We start from the raw sequence: 15,138 nt of genomic DNA on the forward strand, positions 1-15,138 counted from the left end.
TGGTATTAAATTAGTGGCCGATACAGCATACCCCTCCCACGCCATTCGAAAAGCGACGATGGAAGAAGCACAGGCATTTGAAAATAAGGTTCTGGAAAGGCTGAACGCAGGCAAGACGGTGCGCAGTTTCCTGATAGCGGCGGTAGAGCTGCTGGCGGAAGCGCTCAACGTACTGGTGGTGCAGGTGTTTCGCAAGGACGATTATGCGGTGAAGTATGCCGTCGAACCGCTATTGTCCGGTGCCGGTCCGCTGGGGGAGTTGTCGGTGCGCCTGAAGCTGATGTACGGGCTGGGAGTGATCTCCCGCCACGAATACGAAGATGCCGAGTTGCTGATGGCGATGCGCGAAGAGTTGAATCACGACGGCACAGAATACCGCTTTGTCGATGATGAAATCTTAGGGCCGTTCGGTGAGTTGCACTGCGTGACCGCGTTGCCGCCGGTGCCGACTTTCCTGCAGCCCGGCGAAGCGGAAGAGTCGCTGATCGCCATGCAGCGCCAGCGCTATCAACAGGTATTGCGTTCCACTATGGTGCTTTCCGTCACCGATCTGATAGCCGGTATCGGCGCCAAACAACCGTCCCGGCTCTCTCCTCTCGGCCGCAGTTAGGCAAAGGCCGCGCGCCACTCGTCGAACAGCAGCCACAGAGCCGTGGCTGCCATCAATCCCGCCATCACGCCGTTAAACAACCGCAGTTTCCAGGTCACTCGCAGCGCATCACGCAGGCGATCGCCCAATATCGCCCAGACCAAGACGCAGGGAATGTTCAGCGCGGTAAAGGCGGCGATAATCATCAACGTATGACCGAGGCTGGCGCCTTCCCGCGGGGTGAACAGAATGGCGACGTTAATGGCCATTAGCCAGGCTTTGGGATTGACCGCCTGGAACAACGCCCCGTTGATTAAGCGCATTGGCTGCGCCTGCTGTTTGCCGTCCGGCGATGCCGCTTTGAACAGCTTCCAGGATAGCCACAGCAGATAGGTACAACCGATCACCGCCAGCGGAAAACGGATCATACCGGCCCAGCTCAAAATCAACGCCAGCAGGGTGGTGGTCAGGGCTAGCTGCACTGCGCAGCCGACGCTGATGCCAAAAACCATCGGCAGAGTGCGGCGCAGGCCAAAATTGACGCCGGATGACGCCAGCAGCAGGTTGTTGGGGCCTGGGGTGATCGACATGACGGTGACATAACTGATAAAGGCGGAGTCCAGCATAATGGGTTCCTCACAGGGCTGGGGGAGCAAGGGAACCAGCATAAAACCTGCCGATGGATGGTGACAGAACCAAAAACCAGTTATTGTTATGGATACAGTTATACCAATATTAAACTGTACCCATTGCCTGGAGACAAACTGTGACCCTGCTCGATGAAATGCCGGAAACGCGCTACCAACAGCTGGCGGATACGCTGGCGGAAGCCATTCGCCGCGGTACGCTGCTGCCCGGCAGTCGTTTACCCTCGGTACGTCGCTGCGCGCAAACCCACAGCGTCAGCATCAATACCGTGGTCGCGGCTTACCGCACGCTGGAAGATCGCGGATTGATAGAGGCGCGGCCACAGTCGGGGTTTTATGTGTGCAACACTCTGCCGGCGTTGAAGGCCGCTTTGCCGACCAGCAGCCGAATAGAGCCACCGGCGGACGATGTGCTGGCCTTGATCGACACCGTGTTTGCCGCCCAGCAGAACCCGGCATTCACCAACCTTTCGCTGGCCTGCCCGCAGACCTCGGATTTTTACCCCGGCGGGAAATTGGGGCGGATGCTTTCATCGCAGCTGCGTCGCCAGCCGAACCTGATCGGTCAGTACGCGCTGCCGCCCGGTAGCCTGCGGCTGCGTCAGCAGATCACGCGTCGCTCGATGACGCTGGGTATGCTGCTGGAACCGGGCGATATCACGCTGACGCACGGCTGCATGGAGGCATTGCAACTGGCGCTGCGGGTAACCACCAAACCGGGCGACTGTATCGGGCTGGAATCGCCGACCTATTTTTACCTGCTGCCGCTGCTGGCCAGTCTGGGGCTGAAAGCGCTGGAAATCCCCACCGATCCGCAACACGGGCTGTCATTGGACGCGCTGGAACTGTTGCTGAACGAGAAACGACTGAACGCGGTGATCGCCATGCCGACGGTGCAAAATCCGTTGGGTTGCACCATGCCGCTGGCGGCGAAAAAACGCCTGGCCCGGCTGATGAACGATCATCAGGTGCCGCTAATTGAGGACGGGTTGTACGCGGAGATCCAGTTCGGTGGCGCACTCTCCCCGGCGGTAAAATCATTCGACCGCGACGGTTGGGTGCTGTTTTGCTCCAGCTTTACCAAGACGCTGGCGCCGGATTTTCGCATCGGTTGGATCAGCGGCGGACGTTTCAACGATGCGTTGCGCAAGCTGAAGGCGGTGTCGTCAATGTCCGAGTCACAGTTGCTGTCGGAAACTCTGGCGATGTTCCTGGAAACCGGTGGCTACGATCACCATCTGCGTAACCTGCGCAAGCGCTATGCCGCCCAGGTGGATGAGGCGCGAGGGTTGATTGCGCGTCACTTTCCACGCGGCACGCGAGCCACGCAACCGGCGGGGGGATTTGTGTTCTGGGTGGAATTTCCGGACGGGGTCGACAGCGTAGCGCTGTTCCACCAGCTGTTGGAGGAGCAGATCTGCCTGACGCCTGGCACGCTGTATTCTCCCAGCGGCCGCTATCGTAATGCGTTGCGGCTCTCCTGTTGTTATCCGTTTAATGCACGCTACAGCCAGGCGCTGGCACGCGTGGGGGCTAAAGCCTGCGAGATGAGTGGCTTGCCGCCGGGCATTGCGCAAGACGGGTAACGACGCGCGCATTTTGCTACAATGTGGGCATCATTGATTAGCGTGCCGACAGGCACAACAGGCCAGAAACCATGAAAGAGATAGAAAAGGCAGAGATTAAGCGCCTTAGCGACCTGCTGGACGCACTGAACCACAAAGACACCCTGGTGATCCAACAGGGCAATCCCGATCTGATTGCCCAGCACACCAAAGAAAAAGAGAAGCTGGCGGCAGAAATCGAGCGCCTGAAAGGCGTACGTGTTGAAAAGCTGAGCGCAGAAGCGCAAAAGCTGAGCCAACTGCCGTTCAGCCGTGAAATCACCAAGAAAGAACAGGCGGATATGGGCTCGTTGAAGAAAAACGTGCGTGGCCTGATCGTAGTGCACCCAATGACCGCTCTGGGCCGTGAAATGGGCCTGAAAGTGGTTACCGGCTACGCCAGAAAAGCTTTCTGATCGCCAGGGGCGCCGTCGATGGCGCCCCGTTTTCATAGCTTGGTGGTGAAATACGCCTTGGTCTGATAGGGCACGGTCAGGTTTTCTTTGCCCTGCAATTCCTCTTCTTCTGCTACCAGTTGGCGGATCTCATCGATCACTTCTTCCTGCTGCTGGGGCGGCAAGGCAGCGATAAAGCTGGTGGAACGCACCCGGTTATAAATCACATCTTCTGCCGCACCCTGGTGGGCGAGCATAAATACCTGCTCCTGCAGCGCATCCAGCCCTTTGAACGGGAAAAGTTTACGCCATTCTCCGGTGTAAAAACGCGGGGCGTCGCCTTCGTGACGGTCGACAATCTGGTTCAGCTTACGCACCCAACTTACGCGCGCATCGCGCATATTCCATACCAGGCCAAGCTTGCCGCCGGGTTTGAGAATGCGCTTTATCTCGGCCAACGCCTGCGGCGTGGCGAACCAGTGGAAGGACTGTGCGCAGACCACGGCGTCCACTGATTCATCCGGCAGCGGGATCGACTCCGCGGTGCCCGCCAATGTTTTCACCTGCGGCAGCGCAATCGACAGCTTTTCCAACATCTGCGCCACCGGTTCAACGGCGATCACCTGAGCGCCGGTTTCCAGCAGGCGGGGCGTGAATTTGCCGGTGCCGGCCCCGAGATCGATCACCGTCATACCGGCATGCAGGCCGAGGGTGTCGCGCAGCCAAGCGGCAATTTCCGGTGGGTAATCCGGTCGCCCTTTAACGTAGCGATCGGAATTGGCCTGATAGCCAGCGGCTGCGGCATGGTGGATCGAATGAGATGGGGAGGTCATAACTTTGCTCCTGCCTGAAAGAGGTTGCCGGTTGGGTTGCATCACAGTATAGGTCGGTAAAAAGGCTTAACGCAGTATTCTGCGCCACGTTTTTCCTTCCCGGCTGCTGTTTCTCAGCGGCCCAGCAAGCGGCGATTAAAGTCTTCAATGCGGTGTTCACTGATACGCGTCAGCATGGTTTTACTCCAGCTGGCGGACAACCCGGCCACCGCCAGCAGGCGGCGATATTGCTCTTCATCAAACGGCATATGCCAGGCGATGCCAATCGCCTCGGCGACCGAGATATCGCTGCTGCGTGTTACCAGTTCCAACGGGCGCTCGCCGCTGACTTTACCGGCGGAGATCACGCGGTACAGCCAGCCGCAGCGGCCGCTTTGTTGCATCAGCACCGAGATGTCGTCGATATCAAAATGGTAGTTGAGCTTGAAGCAGGGAGAGCGCGGTTGGGTGACCTGGATCAGGGCGTCGCCCCAGCGGAAGATGTCGCCCATAAACACGTTGTGTTCGGTCAGCCCCAGAGTGGAAATATTTTCGCCAAAGGCCGGCGCGCTGAACTGTTCCGCCTGCGTCGGGAACTGTTCGCGCCAGTGTTGGTAATGTTCTCGGGGATAGTGACACAGCGCGCGGTCTGGCCCGCCGTGATAGCTTTTCTCCGCCTGCTCATCGCCTTCCAGGCCGAGGGGCGTCAGCTTGATGGTGCCGTCCACCAGGCGCTTGGCGATACCGCTCGGCCGCCCGCCCTCGTAGGGTTGAACGGTACCGATATAAACCTCAGGGTGATGCATATGCGCCTCCATGTCTCGCTTCGAAGGTTCAGCATAGCCTGAGTTGGCCGGAGGGAACAATAACCGCCCGAAAGGTTCGGGCGGGTAAACGTTAGAAGGTGGTCCAGTTATCTTCCGCTTCGGTGCTGGCTGCGGGCTTTTTCATCGCCGGTGCCTTGACCACCGTCCCTTTCACGGCGGCCGGTGCAGAAAGTTCCGCCAAACGGAATACCGAGACGCTTTGCAGTAGCATTTCCGCCTGTTCTTCCAGCGAGTCGGCTGCGGCGGCAGACTCTTCCACCAACGCGGCGTTCTGCTGAGTGGTGTGATCCATTTCCACAATCGCCTGGCCAATTTGGGCAATACCGCGGGTCTGCTCGTCGGAGGCGGCGGCGATCTCCGCCATGATGTCGCGCACATGGGTGACCGACAGGACGATCTGCTCCATGGTATTGCCGGTGTTTTCCACCAAAGTGGTGCCGGTCTGTACCCGGCTGACCGACTCGGTAATCAACCCTTCGATCTCCTTTGCCGCCTGGGCGCTGCGCTGCGCCAGGTTGCGTACTTCGCTGGCCACCACCGAGAAGCCTCGGCCCTGTTCACCGGCACGCGCTGCTTCCACTGCCGCGTTGAGCGCCAAGATATTAGTCTGGAAGGCAATACCGTTGATCAGGGTGGTAATTTCGGCGATTCGCTGCGAACTGCTGGAGATGTCGCGCATGGTACTGACGACGCTTTCCACCAGTTTTCCCCCCTGCTGGGCGGTTTGTGAGGCGTCCGTGGCCAGCTGATTGGCGTGATGGGCGTTTTCGGCGTTCTGTTTCACCGTGGCGGTGAGCTGTTCCATGCTGGCGGCGGTTTCTTCCACCGCGGCGGCCTGTTGCTCGGTACGGGAGGACAAATCGGTATTGCCTGCGGCAATCTCCGCAGCGGCGGTGGACACCTGGCTGACGCCCATCTGGATTTTCTCAATCATGTCGCGCAGGTTCTGGCTCATCGCCGCTACGGCATTCAGCAATTGCCCCAGTTCATCGCGACGGGTGCTGGTCTGCGCCTGCCGCAGATCGCCACTGGCAATGCGTTCCGCCAGCGCCAGCGTACTTTGCAGCGGTCGGGTGATTTGCAGCGTGATGCGCCAGGCGATCAGCAGCCCGGCAATGATGGCAACCAGCGTGGTGATGCCCATTTGCAGCTGCGCGGCGTTGATATCGTTATGGGTTTGCGTCAGTTCGTCCTGCATAAAGGCGTTGACCAGCGTACCGACTTCCTGCGCGCTGTTGCCCAACTGCTGGCTGATGTTTTGCTCCTGTTGATAAGCCGGCAGGTAGGCCTGGATACGGTTCTTGTAATCATCAAGCGCGGTCAGCAGCGGTTGGAGCAGAGGACGCTGAGCGTCGTTGAGCCGCCGGCTGAGCGCGTTGGCCGCGCTACGGGCATCATCTATCGCCGCGACCAGTGGGGCTTCGGACTCGCTGCTCAGGCTCAACAGCAGGCCGCGCGCGCCGTAGCGCACCAGGGTCAGTTTTTGGTTCAACTGAATGAAGGCCAGCTGCAGGTCGCCATTGGTAAGTTGACGCTCTACCTGATTCAGACTGTCTTGCACTTCCGACATGTTCCAGCTTTGGCGCACGGCATCCTTTGCCGCTACCGCCTTCTCGAAAGCGTTTTGCTGCTGCTGGTAGTGGCCGATCAGCTCCATCAAACGCTGCAGGTCTTTGCGGCTTTGGGGATCCCAGTCCAGGTCCTGACCCTGGTTAATCATCTTCACCGCATTCTCGATGCTGGTGCGGTTATTTTTCAGGTACTCAGGCTTATAGGTTTGGCCGAACAGCGCACGGTTGTATTTGGCTTGATTGATCTCGTCATTCAGCTTGTTGCTGAAGTCGATGCGATCGGCGCGGGACTCGATGGTATGCAGATACTGTGCGCCGGTTCCGGCGATAATGGCCGTCAGTAACAGCATCAGGCCAAAACCGAGACCGAGCTTTTTACCCACGGTGAGATGAACGAACTTTCCTGCCAGTGTTTGCAATGCCGCCATAATGATTTTCCTTTCCGGGCGAACGTCAATTGAACAAATCATCGGCAAAGGGCGGTTAAACTTTAGCGGATTTTAGGCAAAAAAATGCCCGCATTACGCGGGCATCTTCAGTACCGGGGGCGAATTACTTCTTCGCAGCGAAGCGTGCTGCCGCTTCATCCCAGTTAACCACGTTCCAGAATGCCTTGATGTAATCTGGACGTTTGTTTTGATATTTCAGGTAGTAAGCGTGTTCCCACACGTCCAGGCCCACGATTGGGAAACCTGAAGCGCCGGCAACGGCTTCGCCCATCAGCGGGCTGTCTTGGTTAGCGGTAGATACCACGGCCAGTTTGTCGCCTTTCAGCACCAGCCAGGCCCAACCAGAACCGAAGCGGGTCGCTGCGGCTTTCTCGAACTCTTCCTGGAATTTCTCTACGCTGCCGAAATCACGCTCGATAGCGGCTTTCAGATCCCCACCCAGCGTGGTGCCGGTTTTCAGGCCTTTCCAGAACAGGCTGTGGTTAGCGTGACCGCCGGCGTTGTTACGCATGAAGGTGCGCTTGTCAGCAGGCACTTTATCCAGATCCTGGATCAGTTCTTCAACGCTGTATTGCGCCAGCTCTGGGTAGGCTTCCAGTACGGTGTTGGCGTTGTTAACGTAGGTCTGGTGATGTTTGGTGTGATGGATTTCCATCGTCTGCTTGTCGAAATGCGGTTCCAGTGCGTCGTAGGCGTACGGCAGGGATGGCAGTGAATAACTCATAATCATCATCTCCAGTGGTGTATGGGCGGCGCAATGTTGTGAGCACCGCGTAAGCAGTCGGATCATTATAGTTATTTAAATGATATTGAAAATGATTATCAATGCCCTACTTAAAGTGTGGGTTTAATCTGTTCAACCAGGCGCTGAGGGTGGGTAAACACCGTGGCGCGGCCGGGTTTGCTGAAGCCGACCAGCGTCAGATTACTGCGCTCGGCGATTTCCACGGCCAGCGAGGTTGCCGCAGACACCACGAACAAAATCTCCACGCCACACATCGCGGCCTTCTGCACCATTTCATAACTGGCACGGCTGGAGGTTAATACCGCTCCCTGAGACCAGCCCTGTTTGGCGCGTACGCCGAGCAGCTTGTCCAGGGCGACATGACGGCCCACGTCTTCGCATCCGCCAAGTACTTCACCCTGTGGGGATAACCAGGCGGCGGCATGGGTGCAACCGGTCAGTTGCCCAACTTCCTGTACTTCTCGCAGCTGTTTCAATGCGGAGTCGAGATTATCCAGGGAAAAAGTCTGGGTGAATGGCAGTGCAGGCAGCGGACGGAAAATGTCTGCCAGCTGTTCAATACCGCATACGCCGCAGCCGGTGCGGCCTGCCATGGCACGACGGCGCTCCTTCAAACCGGCAAACCGACGGCTGGAGAGCTCTATTTGCACCTCCAGTCCGTTACAGGTTTGGTTAATCTCTATACTGTAGATATCGCGTGGCGATTCGATGATGCCTTCCGACAGGGAAAAGCCCAGGGCGAACGCCTCAAGATCTTTGGGCGTGCACATCATCACCACGTGAGAGATGCCGTTATAGACCAGCGCGACCGGAACCTCTTCCGCCAGCCAATCCGGCTGTGCGGTGGCGAGTTGCCCGCGTTGATAAACCTGAGCCTGGGTCACCCCTGTGAGCGAGGTCTCATTTATGTGTTGGTCTGAGTTTATATTGTTCACTTAACTGGCACCTGTTTGTAACAACCACATACACGCTGTGGTAATATTGCCACCGCAAAAACAACAGTAATTTTAGCGCTTCCCGCTTCGAGGGGGAAAGCGCCATTTGAAACAATGTGACAATCGAGAGTGAAAGGAGACCCCCATGCAGGTCAGCAGAAGGCAGTTCTTTAAGATCTGCGCTGGCGGTATGGCAGGAACGACGGTAGCTGCGCTGGGCTTTGCCCCGGAAGTGGCGTTGGCGGAAACCCGGCAGTACAAACTGCTGCGCGCGCGCGAAACCCGTAATACCTGTACGTATTGTTCCGTCGGCTGTGGGCTGTTGATGTACAGCCTTGGTGATGGCGCCAAAAACGCCAAAGAAAGCATTTTCCACATTGAAGGGGATCCGGATCACCCGGTCAACCGCGGTGCGCTTTGCCCGAAAGGCGCCGGCCTGGTCGACTTCATCCACAGCGAAAGTCGCCTCAAGTACCCGGAATACCGGGCGCCAGGTTCGGACAAATGGCAACGCATCAGCTGGGACGACGCCTTCACCCGCATCGCCAAGCTGATGAAAGAAGACCGTGACGCCAATTTCATCAAAACCAACGAACAGGGCGTTACCGTCAACCGTTGGCTGAGCACCGGCATGTTGTGCGCCTCTGCCGCCAGCAACGAAACCGGTTATTTGTCGCAAAAATTTAGTCGCGCTCTCGGCATGCTTGCCGTAGACAACCAGGCGCGTGTCTGACACGGACCAACGGTAGCAAGTCTTGCTCCAACATTTGGTCGCGGTGCGATGACCAACCACTGGGTTGATATCAAGAACGCGAATCTGATTATCGTCATGGGCGGTAATGCGGCGGAAGCGCATCCGGTGGGGTTCCGCTGGGCGATGGAAGCCAAAATTCACAATAAAGCCAAGCTGATCGTTATCGATCCGCGCTTTACCCGTACTGCATCGGTAGCGGATTTCTATACGCCAATCCGTTCCGGGACCGACATTGCTTTCCTGTCGGGCGTGTTGCTGTACCTGATGACCAACAACAAAATTAACCGCGAATACGTTGAGGCCTACACCAACGCCAGCCTGCTGGTGCGGGAAGACTTTGCCTTCGACGACGGCCTGTTCAGCGGCTATGACGCGGAAAACCGCAAATACGACAAAACCACCTGGAACTACCAGTTCGACGAGAACGGCTTCGCCAAGCGCGACGTCACGCTGCAAGATCCACGCTGCGTATGGAACCTGCTCAAGGAGCACGTCAGCCGTTATACGCCAGAGGTGGTGACCAACATCTGCGGCACGCCGAAGGAAGACTTCCTCCAGGTGTGTGAATACATCGCCGAAACCTGCGTGGCGGATAAAACCGCATCGTTCCTGTACGCCCTGGGCTGGACTCAGCACTCGGTCGGCGCACAGAACATTCGTACCATGGCGATGATCCAGCTGCTGCTCGGCAACATGGGCATGGCGGGCGGCGGCGTTAACGCGCTGCGCGGCCACTCCAATATTCAGGGCCTGACCGATCTGGGTCTGCTGTCGCAGAGCCTGCCGGGCTACATGACGTTGCCGTCGGATAAGCAACCGGATCTCGAGACTTACCTGAAAGCAAACACGCCGAAGGCGCTGCTGCCGGGCCAGGTGAACTACTGGGGCAACTACCCGAAATTCTTCGTCAGCCTGATGAAGAGCTTCTACGGTGACAAGGCGCAGAAGGACAACAGCTGGGGCTTTGACTGGTTGCCGAAGTGGGACAAAGGCTACGACGTGCTGCAGTACTTCGAAATGATGTCGCAAGGCAAGGTCAACGGCTACTTCTGCCAGGGCTTCAATCCGGTGGCGTCGTTCCCGAACAAGAACAAGGTCGTGGCTTCCCTGTCCAAACTGAAGTTCCTGGTGACCATAGATCCGCTTAACACCGAGACATCGAACTTCTGGCAGAACCACGGCGAGTTCAACGACGTCGATTCGTCGAAGATTCAGACCGAAGTGTTCCGCCTGCCGTCCACCTGCTTTGCCGAAGAAAACGGCTCGATCGTCAACTCTGGCCGCTGGCTGCAGTGGCACTGGAAGGGCGCCGATGCCCCTGGCGAAGCGCTGAACGACGGCGAAATCCTGGCGGGCATCTTCACCCGTCTGCGTGAGATGTACGCGCGTGACGGCGGTGCGGTGCCGGAACAGGTGTTGAACATGACCTGGGACTACCTGACGCCGGATAATCCTGCGGCCGAAGAAGTGGCGATGGAGAGCAACGGTAAGGCACTGGCGGACATTCTCGACGCCGACGGCAAAGTGTTGGCGAAAAAAGGTGAGCAGCTCAGCACCTTTGCTCACCTGCGCGACGACGGCACCACCGCCAGCGGTTGCTGGATCTTCGCCGGTAGCTGGACGCCGGCCGGCAACCAGATGGCGCGGCGCGATAACGCCGATCCGTCCGGCCTCGGCAATACGTTGGGTTGGGCCTGGGCATGGCCGCTTAACCGCCGCATCCTGTACAACCGTGCTTCGGCGGATCCGCAAGGCAAGCCTTGGGATCCAAAACGTCAGTTGCTGGAGTGGGACGGTGCCAAGTGGGGCGGGGTGGATATCCCGGACTACAGCGCCGCCGCACCCGGCAGTGACGTCGGGCCGTTCATCATGCAGCCGGAAGGCATGGGGCGCCTGTTCGCCACCGATAAAATGGCCGAAGGGCCGTTCCCGGAACACTACGAGCCGTTCGAAACGCCGCTCGGCACCAACCCGTTGCACCCGAACGTGGTGTCCAACCCGGCGGCGCGCGTGTTCAAGGACGACCTGGCAGCGATGGGCAAATCCGACAAATTCCCTTACGTCGGCACCACCTATCGTCTGACCGAGCACTTCCACTACTGGACCAAGCACGCGTTGCTCAATGCGATCGCGCAGCCGGAGCAGTTCGTGGAGATCGGCGAAAAACTGGCGGAGAAAAAGGGCATCCAGCATGGCGATACCGTCAAGGTCAGCTCCAACCGAGGCTATATCAAGGCCAAGGCGGTGGTGACCAAGCGTATCCGTACCCTGCAGGTGCACGGCCAAGAGGTCGACACTATCGGCATCCCGATCCACTGGGGTTACGAAGGGGTGGCCAAGAAAGGCTTTATCGCCAACACGCTGACGCCGTTTGTCGGCGACGCCAACACGCAAACGCCAGAGTTCAAGGCGTTCCTGGTTAACGTGGAAAAGGTGTAACGGAGACGAATTATGGCAATGCAATCTCAGGACATCATTCGTAAATCCGCCACCAATGGTTTCACGCCGGCGCCGCGCGCCCGTGACCACCAGGAAGAAGTGGCCAAGCTGATCGATGTCACCACCTGTATCGGCTGCAAAGCCTGTCAGGTGGCCTGTTCCGAATGGAACGACATTCGCGACGAAGTCGGGCACAACGTCGGGGTGTACGATAACCCCGCCGATCTGACCGCCAAGTCGTGGACGGTGATGCGCTTCTCCGAAGTGGAGGAAAACGGCAAGCTGGAGTGGCTGATCCGCAAGGACGGCTGCATGCACTGCGCCGACCCGGGCTGCCTGAAGGCCTGCCCATCGGAAGGTGCGATCATCCAGTACGCCAACGGTATCGTCGACTTCCAGTCTGAGCACTGTATCGGCTGCGGTTACTGCATCGCCGGGTGCCCGTTCGACGTGCCGCGCATGAACAAGGACGACAACCGGGTGTACAAATGTACCCTGTGCGTCGACCGCGTTGATGTTGGCCAGGAACCGGCCTGCGTGAAAACCTGCCCGACCGGCGCCATTCACTTCGGTACCAAGGAAGCGATGAAGCAGGTCGCCGCCGATCGCGTCAGCGAGCTGAACACCCGTGGCTATCAGAACGCCGGTCTGTACGATCCGGCGGGCGTGGGCGGCACGCACGTCATGTACGTGTTGCACCATGCGGACAAACCGCAGCTGTATCACGGTCTGCCGGATAACCCGAGCATCAGCCCGGCGGTCACGTTCTGGAAAGGCGTGTGGAAACCCCTGGCGGCCATCGGCTTTGCCGCCACCTTTGCAGCGAGCGTGTTCCACTACGTCGGCGTCGGACCAAACCGCGTCGAAGAGGAAGATAACGACGAGCTGCATGATGAGGAGACGCGCAAATGAAAAAGGAAAAGCGTATTCAGCGCTACAGCGCGCCGGAGCGGATTAACCACTGGATTGTGGCGTTCTGCTTTGTGTTTGCCGCCATCAGCGGGCTGGGGTTCTTTTTCCCCTCCTTCAACTGGTTGATGAACATTTTCGGTACGCCGCAGCTGGCGCGCATTCTGCACCCCTTTGTCGGCGTGATTATGTTTGCGGCTTTCCTGCTGATGTTCCTGCGTTATTGGAAGCATAATCTGATCAATCGCGAGGACATTGTCTGGGCCAAAAACATCCATAAAATCGCCATGAACGAGGAAGTGGGTGACACCGGGCGTTATAATTTCGGTCAGAAGTGCGTATTCTGGGCGGCAATCATTAGCCTGGTGTTGCTGTTGGCCAGCGGTGTGGTGATCTGGCGGCCTTACTTTGCGCCGTCGTTCCCGATACCGCTGATCCGCATTGCGCTGCTGGTGCATTCGCTGGCTGCGGTCGGTCTGATTATCGTGATTATGGTGCACATTTACGCCGCGCTGTGGGTAAAAGGTACCATTACCGCGATGGTGGAAGGCTGGGTGCCGGCGGCCTGGGCTAAAAAACATCACCCGCGCTGGTACCGAGAGGTCCGCGAGAAACAACAGGAAGACAAACCCTGATGAGCATCCGCATCGTTCCTAAAGAGCAGTTAGGGGCACAGCGCGAGAAGTCCACAACGGCGGAGACCATCCCGCCGTTACTTTTCGCTAATCTGAAAAGCCTGTACAGCCGCCGCGCTGAACGCCTGCGTAAGCTGGCGACCGACAACCCGCTGGGCGACTACCTGAATTTTGCTGCCCAACTGGCCGAAGCGCAGCACCATGCGTTGCACGACAACCCGCTGACGCTTGATCTTACCGAAGTCCTGCAACAGGGTGCCGACAGTGGCAAGCCGCCGCTGGATCTGAGCGTTTTTCCGCGTAGCCAACACTGGCACCGGTTGCTGACATCGCTGATTGCCGAGCTGCGCCCGCAGGCGCCGGAGCACATTCTGGCGGTGCTGGATAACCTGGAAAAAGCCTCGGCGCACGAGCTGGAATTGTTGGCTGATGCGTTGCTTAACCAGGATTTCGCCAAGATCGGCAGCGAAAAAGCGCCGTTCATCTGGGCCGCGCTGTCGCTCTATTGGGCGCAGATGGCCAGCCTTATCCCCGGCAAGGCGCGCGCCGAATACGGCGAACACCGTCAATTCTGCCCGGTGTGCGGCAGCATCCCGGTTTCCAGCGTGGTGCATATCGGCACCGTCAGCGGCCTGCGCTATTTGCACTGCAACCTGTGCGAAAGCGAGTGGCACGTGGTACGGATCAAATGCAGCAACTGTGAGCAGACCCGCGATCTCAACTATTGGTCGCTGGACACCGAGCTGGCATCGGTTAAAGCGGAGAGCTGCGGTGACTGCGGTACCTACCTGAAGATTTTGTATCAGGAAAAAGACCCGCAGGTTGAGGCCGTCGCTGATGATTTGGCCACGCTGGTGCTCGACGCCAAAATGGAAGACGAAGGCTTTGCCCGCAGCAGCATCAATCCATTCCTGTTCCCGGGGGAATGATGATCGGCTACCGGGCTGCGACATTTTAACCTTGGGCAGTGCTCGGCCTCCTCACGTACTGCGTGTACGCTCCGGGGCCTGCGCGCTGTCCGCACTCAAACTGTCCTTGCCCGCTACGCCTTTAAGGCCGTAAATACCATTAATTTCGGACGGGGATTCTGGCATTCGCCCGGGCGAGTTGCTACGTTTACGCAATGACGCGCGAAGCGAAAGGAAAAGGGACAGACGATGTTGAAGACCATTGCGAAATTCACTGCGGTTGCTGTTTTAGCGGCAGGGCTGGCAGCCTGTGACAACAAGGACGATACCAAGCCGGAGATACCGAAGCCGGATCCCAAACCGACCGTCACGCAGCCTGCACCGCCACCGCCGGCGGTCGAAACTCCGCCAGCGACGCCCCCGGGGCTGAAAGTCTCGATGCAAAAGGGCAAGATCACCTTTGAATTGCCGCCGGGCTTTAGCGATCAGACTGAGAACAGCGGCATCGTCAACGACAGCCAGTCCACCATTCAGCGCTTCCTCGACGGGAAATCACGCCAGAGCACCGTCTCTTCCGAAGTGATCCCGCCTGACGGCATGAAGCTCAACGGCAGCGATAAAATGCTCAAGGACCTGACGCAGAGCATGCTCACCGAACTGGCCGATCGCTATCAAAATATTCGGACCACCAAAGAAGAGAATTTCACCGTCGGCAAGCAGAAGTTCCATCGGCTGGATACCGAGCAGAGCGTCAGCGGGCAGAAGGTGGTGTCTACCATCATGTTGACGGTGTTCAACAAGCGGGTGGTGACGTTGCAGATGCTGTCGCCGGCCAAAACGCCGGAGGCGCACCAGGCGCTGGTCCAGAAGATTATCGACACGCTGGCGGTGCAATAACAACGTTGTGGTTTGCAAGCGA

14 protein-coding genes are annotated in these 15,138 nt (G+C 58.2%); 8 read left to right on the forward strand and 6 right to left on the reverse strand.

Translation table 11 applies throughout. From position 1 onward, the window contains the following. Positions 1-58: 58 nt before the first annotated feature. Entirely contained in the window at positions 59-610 is a 552-nt protein-coding gene (locus H0S68_RS00165) for an MltR family transcriptional regulator (protein WP_020824669.1), read from the forward strand. Here the strand turns inward: H0S68_RS00165 and H0S68_RS00170 are convergent. Continuing rightward, a complete protein-coding gene (locus tag H0S68_RS00170) occupies positions 607-1,215 on the reverse strand; it encodes a LysE family translocator (protein ID WP_122080509.1) in 609 nt (202 codons plus the stop codon). The two genes, H0S68_RS00165 and H0S68_RS00170, sit on opposite strands and share 4 nt — an antisense overlap. Before the next feature lie 140 nt (positions 1,216-1,355). On the opposite strand from H0S68_RS00170, the gene H0S68_RS00175 reads away from it, so the two are divergent. Together H0S68_RS00175 and H0S68_RS00180 are read left to right on the forward strand one after the other, a co-directional pair. Then, entirely contained in the window at positions 1,356-2,822 is a 1,467-nt protein-coding gene (locus H0S68_RS00175; RefSeq protein ID WP_020824671.1) for a PLP-dependent aminotransferase family protein, read from the forward strand. A gap of 71 nt (positions 2,823-2,893) precedes the next feature. Next, positions 2,894-3,256 carry a YibL family ribosome-associated protein gene (locus H0S68_RS00180; protein WP_020824672.1) on the forward strand — a complete coding sequence of 121 codons (363 nt, stop codon included), beginning with the start codon at positions 2,894-2,896 and terminating at the stop codon, positions 3,254-3,256. A gap of 32 nt (positions 3,257-3,288) precedes the next feature. On the opposite strand, the gene H0S68_RS00185 is transcribed toward H0S68_RS00180, so the two are convergent. The 5 genes from H0S68_RS00185 to fdhD all read right to left on the reverse strand — a co-directional run bounded on the left by H0S68_RS00185 (position 3,289) and on the right by fdhD (position 8,574). After that, positions 3,289-4,068 carry a methyltransferase domain-containing protein gene (locus tag H0S68_RS00185; RefSeq protein ID WP_115057915.1) on the reverse strand — a complete coding sequence of 260 codons (780 nt, stop codon included), beginning with the start codon at positions 4,066-4,068 and terminating at the stop codon, positions 3,289-3,291. 113 nt (positions 4,069-4,181) lie between these two features. Further along, positions 4,182-4,853, reverse strand: coding sequence for a 6-hydroxyaminopurine reductase (gene yiiM, locus H0S68_RS00190; protein WP_262033306.1), 672 nt, complete (start codon positions 4,851-4,853; stop codon positions 4,182-4,184). Between the two features lie 91 nt (positions 4,854-4,944). Further along, positions 4,945-6,873, reverse strand: a complete 1,929-nt coding sequence (locus tag H0S68_RS00195; RefSeq protein WP_187962092.1) for a methyl-accepting chemotaxis protein — start codon at positions 6,871-6,873, stop codon at positions 4,945-4,947. 124 nt (positions 6,874-6,997) lie between these two features. After that, positions 6,998-7,618: a superoxide dismutase [Mn] gene (sodA, locus tag H0S68_RS00200; protein ID WP_044554332.1), complete on the reverse strand. Its 621-nt coding sequence runs from the start codon at positions 7,616-7,618 to the stop codon at positions 6,998-7,000. A gap of 110 nt (positions 7,619-7,728) precedes the next feature. Then, positions 7,729-8,574 carry a formate dehydrogenase accessory sulfurtransferase FdhD gene (fdhD, locus tag H0S68_RS00205; protein WP_176984488.1) on the reverse strand — a complete coding sequence of 282 codons (846 nt, stop codon included), beginning with the start codon at positions 8,572-8,574 and terminating at the stop codon, positions 7,729-7,731. Between the two features lie 145 nt (positions 8,575-8,719). Here fdhD and fdnG point away from each other — a divergent pair, with 145 nt between their 5' ends. The 5 genes from fdnG (at position 8,720) to H0S68_RS00230 (ending at position 15,116) form a co-directional block, all read left to right on the forward strand. After that, on the forward strand, positions 8,720-11,767 hold the full coding sequence (gene fdnG / locus H0S68_RS00210) for a formate dehydrogenase-N subunit alpha (RefSeq protein ID WP_104410929.1): 3,048 nt from the start codon (positions 8,720-8,722) through the stop codon (positions 11,765-11,767). Positions 11,768-11,779: 12 nt separating this feature from the next. Next, the gene (fdxH, locus tag H0S68_RS00215; RefSeq protein ID WP_020824680.1) at positions 11,780-12,679 is read left to right on the forward strand and encodes a formate dehydrogenase subunit beta; all 900 of its coding nucleotides are present in this window, start codon (positions 11,780-11,782) and stop codon (positions 12,677-12,679) included. Beyond that, positions 12,676-13,311, forward strand: coding sequence for a formate dehydrogenase cytochrome b556 subunit (gene fdoI, locus H0S68_RS00220; protein ID WP_013810963.1), 636 nt, complete (start codon positions 12,676-12,678; stop codon positions 13,309-13,311). The genes fdxH and fdoI overlap by 4 nt, the downstream gene beginning before the upstream one ends. Beyond that, positions 13,311-14,240 (forward strand): formate dehydrogenase accessory protein FdhE, encoded by a 930-nt coding sequence (gene fdhE, locus H0S68_RS00225; RefSeq protein ID WP_020824681.1) that lies wholly within the window; start codon positions 13,311-13,313, stop codon positions 14,238-14,240. Before fdoI ends, fdhE begins: the two co-directional genes overlap by 1 nt. Before the next feature lie 228 nt (positions 14,241-14,468). Next, entirely contained in the window at positions 14,469-15,116 is a 648-nt protein-coding gene (locus H0S68_RS00230) for a DcrB-related protein (protein ID WP_020824682.1), read from the forward strand. The last annotated feature ends 22 nt before the right edge of the window (positions 15,117-15,138 follow it).

It is taken from the genome of Serratia sp. AXJ-M, assembly GCF_046531865.1.
In the GTDB taxonomy this organism is placed as follows: Bacteria; Pseudomonadota; Gammaproteobacteria; order Enterobacterales; family Enterobacteriaceae; genus Serratia; species Serratia liquefaciens.

Bases quoted from the DNA above. Each gene is read 5' to 3' on its own strand.
- fdoI (WP_013810963.1), top strand. From the start codon at position 12,676: ATGAAAAAGGAAAAGCGTATTCAGCGCTACAGCGCGCCGGAGCGGATT.
- H0S68_RS00230 (WP_020824682.1), top strand. From the start codon at position 14,469: ATGTTGAAGACCATTGCGAAATTCACTGCGGTTGCTGTTTTAGCGGCA.
- H0S68_RS00180 (WP_020824672.1), top strand. From the start codon at position 2,894: ATGAAAGAGATAGAAAAGGCAGAGATTAAGCGCCTTAGCGACCTGCTG.
- fdhE (WP_020824681.1), top strand. From the start codon at position 13,311: ATGAGCATCCGCATCGTTCCTAAAGAGCAGTTAGGGGCACAGCGCGAG.
- H0S68_RS00185 (WP_115057915.1), bottom strand. From the start codon at position 4,068: ATGACCTCCCCATCTCATTCGATCCACCATGCCGCAGCCGCTGGCTAT.
- yiiM (WP_262033306.1), bottom strand. From the start codon at position 4,853: ATGCATCACCCTGAGGTTTATATCGGTACCGTTCAACCCTACGAGGGC.
- fdxH (WP_020824680.1), top strand. From the start codon at position 11,780: ATGGCAATGCAATCTCAGGACATCATTCGTAAATCCGCCACCAATGGT.
- H0S68_RS00195 (WP_187962092.1), bottom strand. From the start codon at position 6,873: ATGGCGGCATTGCAAACACTGGCAGGAAAGTTCGTTCATCTCACCGTG.
- sodA (WP_044554332.1), bottom strand. From the start codon at position 7,618: ATGAGTTATTCACTGCCATCCCTGCCGTACGCCTACGACGCACTGGAA.
- H0S68_RS00170 (WP_122080509.1), bottom strand. From the start codon at position 1,215: ATGCTGGACTCCGCCTTTATCAGTTATGTCACCGTCATGTCGATCACC.
- H0S68_RS00165 (WP_020824669.1), top strand. From the start codon at position 59: ATGGAAGAAGCACAGGCATTTGAAAATAAGGTTCTGGAAAGGCTGAAC.